Below are 10,932 nucleotides of genomic sequence, written 5' to 3'. Positions count from 1 at the left end.
GTTGTCAATGACATTCTAAATAATATGATTTTCTTACTAAAATAAGAATATTTTTTCCCCTTTTCCCTGATTTCTCCATTTCCCCTTCGTTACACCCTGAACGGTTACGATGTCCCTAATTCTCTTAAAAGTTGAGCATTGAACACTGATACCTGACACCTGTTAACTGAATGCTTACAGAATTATATCATTATTCCATTATATAAGTCAAGGGGAATTTTTCTAAAAAAAATTAAAAAAAACTCTTGACAGAAATTCTTTTCTATGGTATAATCTATTTTAGAAACTAACACAAGGGTGTTGTTAATTATAAAATCTAAAAAAGAGATGTAAGGAGGTGAGAAAGGAATATGAAAAAAGGAAAAGGATTTACCCTTATTGAATTAATGATAGTCGTTGCTATCATAGGCATCTTAGCCGCAATTGCTATTCCAAGATTTGCTCAATTGATTGATAAGGCAAGAGAGGCGGGAGCAAGAGGAAATTTAGGTGCCTTAAGAAGTGCAATTGCTATCTATTACGGAGATAATAAAGGGCAGTGGCCAGTGAAACTAGATTCAAATCGATATACAGTTCCACCTACTGACGGTGAATCTTTCCCCGCGTTTATCCGTGGATATATGGCTAAACTTCCGAAAGCGACATTACAACGTGCTGTTCCTCATAATAATACTGCGACTATTGTCTATGTCACTACAGGGCAAAATGATTATGTTGCTCAGACTCAAGTCACAGGCAGTCACATGGGAGGATGGATATACTCCTCAAATAGTGGTGATTGTAGAATTAACTGTTCCCACCGTGACACCGTATCAGTTAATACAGGCAATTCAACCCTTTATTACTCAAATTATGGGCATGAAGAACCCTAAACTTTAAATTCTTAAGTTAAGTGGTTCTCAAACAACAAAGATAAAAAAGAGGTTGGTTAGTTACTAATCAACCTCTTTTTTTAAAAAAAGAGGAGAGAGGATTTTTGCTGACTAAAAAAGATAAACCAAAGTCAAAGATTTATGAGTTTATATTCGAGGTAATAATTCCTGCTTTAATTTTAGCTTTAATTATTCGAACATTTGTTATACAGGCATTTAAAATACCATCAGAATCAATGGTTCCGACACTTCAAATTGGAGACCACTTATTTGTCCTTAAATTTGCCTATGGATTACCTATTCCTTTAACTAATAAAAAAATATTTGAATGGAATTCACCAAAGCGTGGAGAAATTATTGTCTTTCGTTATCCAGAAGACCCAAAAAGAGATTTTATAAAAAGGGTGATTGGACTGCCGGGTGAGGAATTACTTATTAAGCACAAACAGGTTTACATTAATGGAGAATTATTAAAAGAACCTTATAAAATTCATACAGATATTTCTTCTCTGGAACAATTTCCTCGAGATAATTGGGGGAAATCAATAATTATCCCTTCTAATAGTTACTTTATGATGGGTGATAATCGTGACTCAAGCCTTGATTCTCGTTTTTGGAATTGTCTGCCTAAAGAATTAATTAAAGGGAAGGCATTTATTATTTATTGGCCTCCGTGGAGGATAGGATTAATTAAATGAGACAGAAGCCTGTTGTTTCACTTCAGATAGCTAAATAGTTACTGGAAATCAAATGATGAATTTAAACAAAAAAGACCTCTGGCTAATATTCATATTTTTAACTTTAATAATTCTCTTTTTTGGGCAAGTGTTATTTACTCCAGCCACTTATGTATTTAGAGATTTTTACCGCACTTTTTATCCTACTCGATATTTTGTCGCAGAATGTGTAAAAGAAGGTTTTTTTCCGTTATGGAATCCTTATCTTTACTGTGGACATCCTTTTTTTGCCTCTTTACAACATGGTCTTTTAAATCCTTTCTCTTTTTTTATTTATCTTTTTCCATTTGATATAGGAATTAAATTATTTATTGTCTGGCATTTTTTTTTAGCAGGTTTATTTATGTATCTATTGATGCGAGATTTTGGTATAACCGGAATACCTTCTTTAATTGCCGCTTGTGCCTATACTTTTAATAGTTATATGCTCTCAATAGATACCTTTACTCACCTTACCTCTGCCTGTTGGACACCACTTATATTTTTGCTATTCAATCGAGCAATTTCATCTTCGGTGGGAAAAAAGTTCAAATATATTATTCTAACAGGCATCTCGTTAAGCCTTCAATTTGCAGGAGAAAAAGTCGAGATTTTTTTTGCCACTGTAATTGTTTTGATACTATGGACACTGGCAAAAATCATTTTATTTAAACCACAAGAAAGAAAATTTGCCTTTTTTAGTTTATCTTTAGTTGGTTTGATAAGCCTGGGATTAATCCTTATTCAACTCCTACCGTTTTTCGAGGCAGTTATTTTTTCATATCGAACAGAGCGTACCTCATATTCCCAGGCAATAGCATGGTCTTTACCACCTTTAGAATTATTCACACTTATCTGTCCTATAAAATCAGGATTTATGGAATTTATCCATGTTGGTATACAACATGGCTTTTTTAAGGGACTTTACTTTGGCATTATCCCTGTTTTCCTTATATTAATTACTTTTTATGAAAAAAGGAAAAGAAATCTATTCTGGCTGGCTATATTTTTAATAGGAATAATTCTATCTCTGGGTAACTATACCCCTTTTTATAAATTTTTATACGACTATCTCCCATTATTTTCTATGTTTCGTTATCCGGTAAAATTTTTCTGTATAAGTATCTTTGCCGGAAGTATATTAGCGGGATTTGGATTTGAGTATTTACTAAAAACTATTAAGGCAAAAAAGATAAAACCCGCTATTGTCCTTTTTATCCCAAATCTTTTCCTGATTTTTATTTTACTCATCTGGTATCTTAACATTGGTAAGTTCCTCTGGTTATTAAAACTTCATTATTTTATTCCTGAGTCGATAGAAGAATTAATGGATATTGAAGGAAAATATTTTATGATATATCAAAACTTTTTCTTAGTCACGATAATTTTTTCATTGTTTAATTTACTGATAATCATAAGCTCAAAGATTAGAATCAAATTAACTATCTTTGCTATAACTTCAACTATCATCATTATTTTTGATTTAATCTTTTTTGGCTTAAATTTAAACCCACTTGTTGACCAAAAATTATATCATCAGCAACCTGAAATGTTAAAGATATTAAAAAAAGAACAGAACTACTCTCGTTTTATGATAGAACCTAAGACCTTCGGATATTACTTTTATGTTAATGAGTTAACCTCAAAAACTCAATTTGAAAGGATTGATGAAATGCAATTAAGATTAATTCCCAATTTTGGATTAATGCATAAAATATATGAGATTGAAGGATACGGATTTTTAATATTAGAAGATTACCTAAAATTTTATGAGAGATTAGTTTCTGGTGAATTTACTGAGGTTCATCGACTTCTTAATCTATCTAATGTCCAATACATCCTCTCTAAATTTGAGATTCCATCTTCGAGTGTTCAATTAGTTTATAAGATGAAAAAATATGGGGAGGAATTTATGCTTTATAAAAATCCAGATTACCTGCCTCGTGCCTTTTTTGTCTCTAAAGCAAAAATAGTTAAAAACCGCGAAAAAATCTTAAATATACTTACAAACAAAGATTTTGACCCACAAAAAGAGGTGATTTTGGAGGAAGAAGTTAGAGGACAAAGGACAGAAGTCAGAAGTCAGAAGTCAGCAATTCGCCATCCGCAATCCGCAATCACAATTGTTGACTATCAACCTAATAAGGTTACTATTCAAACTTCTTGTTCTGATGATGGCTTTTTATTCTTAAGTGATACCCATTATCCTGGTTGGAAGGCGTATGTAGATGGACAACAAACAAAGATTTATCGAGCTAATTTCCTCTTTAGAGCTATTGTTCTGCCAGAAGGAGAGCATCAGGTTGAATTTGTTTATTTTCCATTGAGTTTTAAAATCGGGGTTTTGGGAACATTAATCACTATCACTATTTTAGTTGGCTTCATGATTATCCTGAGAATTGTAACCGTTCAGGTGGTAATTCACCGCAGAGACGCAAGAGTTTACAGAGAAGATATGGAAATAAATCAGATAACAGAAAAGAGTAAGCGTTCAGGGGGGTGTAACAAAAGGAGATGTGGAGATTAAGGAGATAGGGAGATATTATTAAAAAAATTGAAATTAGTAGAAACTAATAGAAATTTATGGAAATTTGTTATTTCCCACAATCAATTTCTATCTATTTCTATAAATTTCAATCTATTTCTATTATCTTATCTCCATATCTCTCTTTATCTCTTTATCTCCCTTCTTACACTTCTGATGTATAGCCTGAACGGTTACAAAAAATGATATTGCAATATAATTTTATTTATGGTATAATTATCTACAAACAAAATTATGAATTTCGTGAAAGGCACTTTAACTCCACTCAAGGAAGGAAAAAATGGCAACTAAATTACACCATCTTATTGAAGTAAAACAATTTAAAGATAAAGAATTATTAGAAGAAATCTTTAAATTAGCCAGTGAAATGGAGATGGCAGATAGAACTGGCAAATATGATAGATTGTTTTTACCTCAAATTCCTCGCAAGAAGATTTTAGCCACACTTTTCTATGAACCCAGCACAAGAACCAGGCTTTCTTTTGAATCCGCAATGATGCGACTTGGTGGAGAGGTAATCACTACGGAAGAGGCAAGGGTATTTTCATCAGTAACAAAAGGCGAATCATTAGTTGATACTATTCGAGTTATAGGCACTTATGCCGATGTGATTGTCTTAAGACATTATGAAGAAGGTTCCTCAAAAATAGCCGCACAAGTCTCATCTGTTCCAATTATTAATGCCGGTGATGGCACCGGTCAACATCCAACTCAGGCATTATTAGATATGTTCACTATCCAGAAGGAACTCGGAAGAATTGATAATCTTAAAGTTGGATTGGTTGGCGATTTGTTATATGGTCGAACAGTTCATTCTTTAACCTATCTTTTAGCTCATCAACACGGAGTAAAACTGTATTTTATCTCTCCAGAAGAAATAAAAATGCCCAGAGATATTATTAATTATTTAGAAGATGAGATGAAAATTCCCTTTGAAGAAATCACAGATTTAAAAGAAGTAGTATCAGATATAGATGTTCTGTATGTAACCAGAATTCAAAAAGAACGATTTAGAAATATTGAGGATTATAATAAAATGAAGGGTGTGTATGTGATTGATAAAGAAATACTTTCTTTGATGAAAAAAGATGCGAGGATTTTACATCCTTTACCACGAGTAGATGAGGTTGCGATTGAAGTTGATGAAGACCCCCGCGCCGCATATTTTAGACAGGTAGAAAATGGCCTTTATCTCCGTATGGCTTTATTAAAAATGATATTAGATTAATTAGAGGGCTTCACGAAATTAAAACTAAGTAATCGGTTAATTGGTAACTAATTACCAGTTACCATTTACCATTTACCAAACAAAAGGAGGAATAAAAAATGAATTGTCCAAATTGTTCAATCCAACTAACCCCAACTATGACTACTCAAGGTGTAGAAATTGATGCGTGCAGTAAATGTAACGGTGTCTGGCTGGATAAAGGAGAGATATTTTTCTTTACTAAAAAAGTAAATGTCGTTGTTAGGGCACTTGAGCAAGCAATTAAAGAAGGAAAACCTACGACAAAACTTAGTCCTAAAACCCAAAAACCAATGCAAGAAATATCTCTCTCAGAGGGAAAAATTCAAATTGACTATTGTCCCCAGAGCAATGGACTCTGGTTTGATGCCGGAGAATTAGAACAATTACAAAAGACTGATATTAAAATAACCCTTGATAAAGAGGCAAAAATATCCACTAAACCCGAAATTTACGAGATAAAGAGAAAGGTACCTCCGTTAATTAAAAATCTGACTCCACTTCCAAATCTCTTCATTCGGTCATGTAGTGTCCTTTTTGGGCTATATGCACTTTTGACACTTGTTTTAATTACGGTGGTAAATTTTGGTCTTATCACGCCAGATTTTGCCATATTAATCGCTCTGGGAATTATTTCTTTACAATTTATCCTGGGTCCCTGGCTGATGGATATATCTCTGCGATTCTTTTATAAGATTTCCTGGGATGCCTATTTACCAGAGCCTCTAAATAATTTTATTAAAGATACCTGTCGAAAACAAGGAATGAAATTTCCTCGATTTGGTATTTTACAAGATGGTGCACCACAAGCATTTACTTATGGACATCATCCCAATAACGCCAGAATCGTTATTTCGCAAGGATTAATTGACCTTTTAGAACCAGAGGAAGTTTGCGGTGTTGTTGCCCATGAAATTGGACATGCCAAACACTGGGATATGTTAGTTATGACGATTGCGTATCTTGTTCCACTTATTTTATACTATGTATATCGGACACTTATACAAATGCGAACAAAGGGCAGAGAGGACAAATCTGCACACATACGTTATGCCATTGCTATTGGTTCATATATTCTTTACATTATCAGTCAATATCTGGTTTTATGGCTATCTCGAACCAGGGAATATTATGCCGATAGATTCGCAGGTGAAGTAACTAAAAATCCTAACGCCCTGGCATCGGCATTAGTCAAAATTGCTTATGGATTAGCTGGACAACAGAAAAAAGAAGAAAAAGAAACTCGAAGAGCCCCAACTTTAGATGCAATTGGTGCCTTAGGAATATTTGATGCTAAAGTCGCCCGTTCGTTGGCTATGGTCAGTTATTCATCCCCTGCGGCTAAAATGGGTGGTGAGATAAATAAAGAAAATCTACAAGAGGCAATGAAATGGGATTTGTGGAATCCCTGGGCAAAATATTATGAATTGCATTCTACTCACCCATTAGTCGCAAATCGACTAAATTATCTCTCTGAACAAAGTATTTCCCTGGGACTTGAACCTTTTGTGTCCTTTAATCAAAAGAAACCTGAATCATACTGGGATGAATTTTTTGTGGATTTATTGATACTCTACTTGCCTACAATGGTGATACTCTTTAGTTTGGGAGGTATCATTGCACCGCCCTTGTTGCTACAAACTTCTCCTGATATGACGCTATTGGGTCTGGTTTTTTGTTTATTTGGAATTGCACAATTAATTCAGATAGTATTTTCTTATAAAAATCCGGGTTATTTCCCGCAAATGGATATTGTCAGCTTACTAAAAAATGTAAAAGTCTCGGCAATAAGACCTGTTCCTTGTAGACTTAAAGGTAAAATAATAGGTCGGGGAGTGCCAGGACTTATCTGGTCAGAAGATTTTGTCATGCAGGATTCAACCGGCATAATATTCCTTGATTATCGTCAGCCATTAGGTATCTGGGAATTCCTATTTGGATTACTTCGTTCTTCACAACTTCAAGACCAGGAAGTAACTCTTACTGGCTGGTATCGTCGAAGCCCTGTGCCGTATGTTGAATTGAAAAATTTTACTATCGGCTCAACTATTCGTAATTGCTATGTTTATCAGATGAAACTTATTTCATCAGGATTTATAATATTATTGGGAATAGGTATGTTACTTATGTCAATAGTAAAGTAGCCAGTAGTCAGTGAACAGTGGTCAGTAATTAGAAACCAATTTAAGAGGTAATGAAATGACTAAAAGTCAGTTTTTAGGTAAAATATCTATTTTTAGTTCCTTAGAAAAAGAAGATTTGGAACTATTAGCAACCACTACTCAAGAAGTAACTTACAAAAAAGGACAAACAATTATCAGCAGTGAAGAGATAGGGACGACATTTTTCATTGTTAAATCAGGTAAAGTTAAGGTAACCGCAGAGGCGTTAGATAGTCGAGAGATTGTGCTGAGCACCCTTGCCCCTTTATCTTTCTTTGGGGAGATGTCTATTCTTGATGGTGAACCGAGGTCTGCGACTATCACTGCATTAGAGGAGACAGAATTGATTACTATGGATAAGGATGTTTTTCTCAGAATACTACACCGTTATCCCCAGATTGCAATTAATATTCTGACTATTTTATCTCAAAGGTTACGAAGAGCAGATGAATTAATTCAAAATTTAAGATTTTTAAGTGCCTCAGGCAGGACAATCCAAACATTATTTAAACTCTTAGATGAGCATGGTGTGAAGGTAAAAGAAGGAATGCTAATTGATATGCGATTGACTCATCAAGACCTGGCCAGTTTAGCCGGGACATCAAGAGAATCAATGCGTAAGGTTATCCACGATTTTCAAGAAAAAGGTTATGTAAAATTCTACCGTGGCAAAATCACTGTTTTAAATGAAGATATACTCTTAAGAACATTAGCGAGATCTATTGTTTAATTATTCTCCTATCTTCATATATTTCCTTATCTCCCTTTGGACACCTGAACAGTTACAATTTTTAAAATGGTGCAGATAATAAATATAGTAGTTATTAACGAAGACTTGTAACCGTTCAGGTAATCCTTTACCGCAGAGACGCAAGAGTTCACAGAGAGGAAAATATCTTTTTTTTCGTGTTTTTCGCGTTTTTCGGTGTTTAAAAAGGCTTAAAAAACAGTTAGTCAAAAGTCCGTATTAAAAGATTAATAAACAACGAAAGACCTGAAATGCACAAAAAAAAGGAAATTTCTGTCTCTGGTGAATAGATTTTAATTTTTTCTCTGCGTCTCTGTGGCATCTTGCGGTGAACGGTTACCAAAAATTTATCATTGACATTTTAACTGAATTAGTGTATCCTTTATATCTTACTATGAATAATGAAAAAAGTTTTGAGGAAATAGTAGAAGAAATTGTCCAGAAAGACCCTCGCTATAAAGCAGAATCTTATTCTTTTGTTATGTCTGCTTTAGGATTTACTCAAAATAAATTAAAAAGAAACGGACATGTTAGCGGAGATGAGCTTTTAAAAGGAATCCAGAATGTGGCATTAGAACTTTTTGGACCAATGGCTCGCACCGTTTTTGAACACTGGGGAATATACAAAACTGAGGATTTTGGACATATTGTTTTCAATATGGTTAATTCTGGATTAATGGGTAAGACAGATAGCGATAGTATCGATGATTTTAAGGATATATATGATTTTAAGAAGGTTTTTGATGAAGCCCCATTTCCAAAAATAAACCTGAAATCTACCACTAAAAAATTAAGTTGCAAAATATAAAATTTATATGTTATAATTAAAAAGTGAAAAGTGATTACTGTTCACTGACTACTAACTACTTTTATAAGGAGGATATTTCGATGTTTAATACTTTACGCAAAAAAGCCAAATTTGTATTCTGGATAATTATCGTTACCTTTGTAGCGATGATATTTGTTTCCTGGGGAATGGATTACGGCGGTCAATATTTTAGACCGCAGATAGCAACGATAGATGGTAAAATAATCTCACCTGAAGAGTTTCAGATAGCCTATAGAAATTATCTGGATAGTCTTAAAAAGGTGTATGGAGAGGATTTTGACGCTGAAAGCATCCCTGATTTAAGAAAGACAATTATCGACAGTCTGGTAAGGCGACAGGTCTTGCTGAATAATGCAAAACGATTGGGGATACAAGTTAGCGTAGATGAGATACGAAATGAGGTAATGAAATCCTTTGAAGATGCCAATACCTACAATCAATATGTTCAGGGTGCTCACCCACTCTGGTGGAAAATGAAAGAAAAAGAGGCAATTCAAGATATATTGGTTAATAAGACACGAAATTTGGTTGTCAATCAGGTTAAAGTGAGTCAGGTTGAGTTAAATAACTATTATAAAAAAGAATATGAGAGTGCACATCTTAGGCAGATTTTGATTGACCCAAAACAATTTGTGCCATTTGAAGAGGTAGAAAAATATTACAAGGAGAATGTTGAGGATGAATTTATGAAACCGGGTAAAATTCGGGTAAGGCATATCCTCATTGGTGTGCCTGAAGGTGCACCACCAGACCAGGATTCTGCCGCCAGAAGTAAAGCAGAAGATTTACTTAAACAATTGAATGAAGGGGCTGATTTTACCACATTAGCCGCTCAACATTCTAATTGTGCCAGCCGAGAAAGAGGCGGCGACTTAGGTTATTTTGGCGAAGGGGATATGGTGGCAGAGTTTGAAAAAGCCGCTTACAAACTTGAAAAGAAAGGTGATTTAAGTCCTGTTGTCAAAACTAAATTTGGCTACCATATTATTAAATTAGAAGATAAATTAAAGGATGAACCAAGAGAATTGAAGGATGTTGAGGAGAAAATTCGTGGGTTTCTGGTGACTAAAAAAGAAGAGAAAAAGGCACATAAAAAGGCTAAAGAAATACTTAAACAAGTAAAACTGCCAGGGGCTAATTTTGAGCAGATTGCTCAAACATTTTCCCACGCTAAAAGCGCCCTACAAGGCGGCGATTTAGGCATAGTTCCAAAGAGATTCCTTGACCCCGACATCGGCACAAAAACATTGGAATCCATCAGTAAAGAAGTTGGTATAGTTGGATTTGGAATAAATCCTGATTTCTCAAAAAAGGCTTTTGAACTTGAAGAATCAAAGATTAGTGAGGTGATTGAAACCTCATTAGGCTATCATATTGTTAAAATGGTAGAAAAGATAGCCCCAAAAGAACAGGATTTTAAAAAGGATTATAATCGAATCCTGGCTAATTGCCTCTATGAAAAAAGGCAAAAGGTCGCAGATGACTGGCTTGCCTATCTTGAAAATAAGGCAAAGATTGTTAAAAATATAGAATAAAATGTAACTATTCAGCCACTGATTAACACGGATTAGCACGGAATTGGTTTTCAAGTTAATAGGACGCAAGATTTTTTTCGCAGATTATCAGGATAATAAAGAAAAATCATGGAAATCTGCGTTCATCTGCGTCCATAAAAAATCAGTGTTTCATCCGTGTCCGTTTTCCGTGTCCGTAATCAGGCTGAAGTTTTTTTCCTCCTGTTGTTCTCTGCCTTCTGTTTTCTGCCCTCTGTCCTCTGCCTTCTGCCCTCTGTATTTATCCGTGCTAATCCGTGT

General features: G+C 34.4%; 8 protein-coding genes and 1 pseudogene. All 9 read left to right on the top strand.

Features of this window, described 5'->3' with window-relative positions; genetic code table 11:
- Positions 1–350 precede the first annotated feature (350 nt).
- The 9 genes and pseudogenes from AB1414_08730 (at position 351) to AB1414_08690 (ending at position 10,653) form a co-directional block, all read left to right on the top strand.
- A pseudogene (locus AB1414_08730) lies at positions 351–440 on the top strand (prepilin-type N-terminal cleavage/methylation domain-containing protein).
- A gap of 536 nt (positions 441–976) precedes the next feature.
- Positions 977–1,570, top strand: a complete 594-nt coding sequence (gene lepB, locus AB1414_08725; GenBank protein ID MEW6607523.1) for a signal peptidase I — start codon at positions 977–979, stop codon at positions 1,568–1,570.
- A 52-nt stretch (positions 1,571–1,622) separates the two neighbouring features.
- Complete coding sequence (locus AB1414_08720; protein MEW6607522.1) at positions 1,623–4,115, top strand: YfhO family protein; 2,493 nt, start codon at positions 1,623–1,625, stop codon at positions 4,113–4,115.
- Positions 4,116–4,171: 56 nt separating this feature from the next.
- The gene (locus AB1414_08715) at positions 4,172–4,297 is read left to right on the top strand and encodes a hypothetical protein (protein ID MEW6607521.1); all 126 of its coding nucleotides are present in this window, start codon (positions 4,172–4,174) and stop codon (positions 4,295–4,297) included.
- A 116-nt stretch (positions 4,298–4,413) separates the two neighbouring features.
- Positions 4,414–5,361: an aspartate carbamoyltransferase gene (pyrB, locus tag AB1414_08710; protein MEW6607520.1), complete on the top strand. Its 948-nt coding sequence runs from the start codon at positions 4,414–4,416 to the stop codon at positions 5,359–5,361.
- 98 nt (positions 5,362–5,459) lie between these two features.
- Positions 5,460–7,523, top strand: a complete 2,064-nt coding sequence (locus AB1414_08705) for a M48 family metalloprotease (GenBank protein MEW6607519.1) — start codon at positions 5,460–5,462, stop codon at positions 7,521–7,523.
- A gap of 55 nt (positions 7,524–7,578) precedes the next feature.
- A complete protein-coding gene (locus AB1414_08700) occupies positions 7,579–8,271 on the top strand; it encodes a Crp/Fnr family transcriptional regulator (GenBank protein MEW6607518.1) in 693 nt (230 codons plus the stop codon).
- 412 nt (positions 8,272–8,683) lie between these two features.
- A complete protein-coding gene (locus AB1414_08695; protein ID MEW6607517.1) occupies positions 8,684–9,097 on the top strand; it encodes a Minf_1886 family protein in 414 nt (137 codons plus the stop codon).
- Between the two features lie 80 nt (positions 9,098–9,177).
- The gene (locus AB1414_08690) at positions 9,178–10,653 is read left to right on the top strand and encodes a peptidylprolyl isomerase (GenBank protein ID MEW6607516.1); all 1,476 of its coding nucleotides are present in this window, start codon (positions 9,178–9,180) and stop codon (positions 10,651–10,653) included.
- Positions 10,654–10,932: the final 279 nt, after the last annotated feature.

The sequence above is a fragment of the bacterium genome (assembly GCA_040755795.1).
Lineage (GTDB): Bacteria > UBA9089 > CG2-30-40-21 > CG2-30-40-21 > SBAY01 > JBFLXS01.
Note: the sequence above shows the minus strand (reverse complement) of the source record. Positions and strands in the feature narration are given on the sequence as shown.

Coding starts and splice junctions, on each gene's coding strand:
- AB1414_08720 (MEW6607522.1), top strand. CDS start 1,623: ATGATGAATTTAAACAAAAAAGACCTCTGGCTAATATTCATATTTTTA.
- AB1414_08715 (MEW6607521.1), top strand. CDS start 4,172: ATGGAAATTTGTTATTTCCCACAATCAATTTCTATCTATTTCTATAAA.
- pyrB (MEW6607520.1), top strand. CDS start 4,414: ATGGCAACTAAATTACACCATCTTATTGAAGTAAAACAATTTAAAGAT.
- AB1414_08705 (MEW6607519.1), top strand. CDS start 5,460: ATGAATTGTCCAAATTGTTCAATCCAACTAACCCCAACTATGACTACT.
- AB1414_08700 (MEW6607518.1), top strand. CDS start 7,579: ATGACTAAAAGTCAGTTTTTAGGTAAAATATCTATTTTTAGTTCCTTA.
- AB1414_08695 (MEW6607517.1), top strand. CDS start 8,684: ATGAATAATGAAAAAAGTTTTGAGGAAATAGTAGAAGAAATTGTCCAG.
- AB1414_08690 (MEW6607516.1), top strand. CDS start 9,178: ATGTTTAATACTTTACGCAAAAAAGCCAAATTTGTATTCTGGATAATT.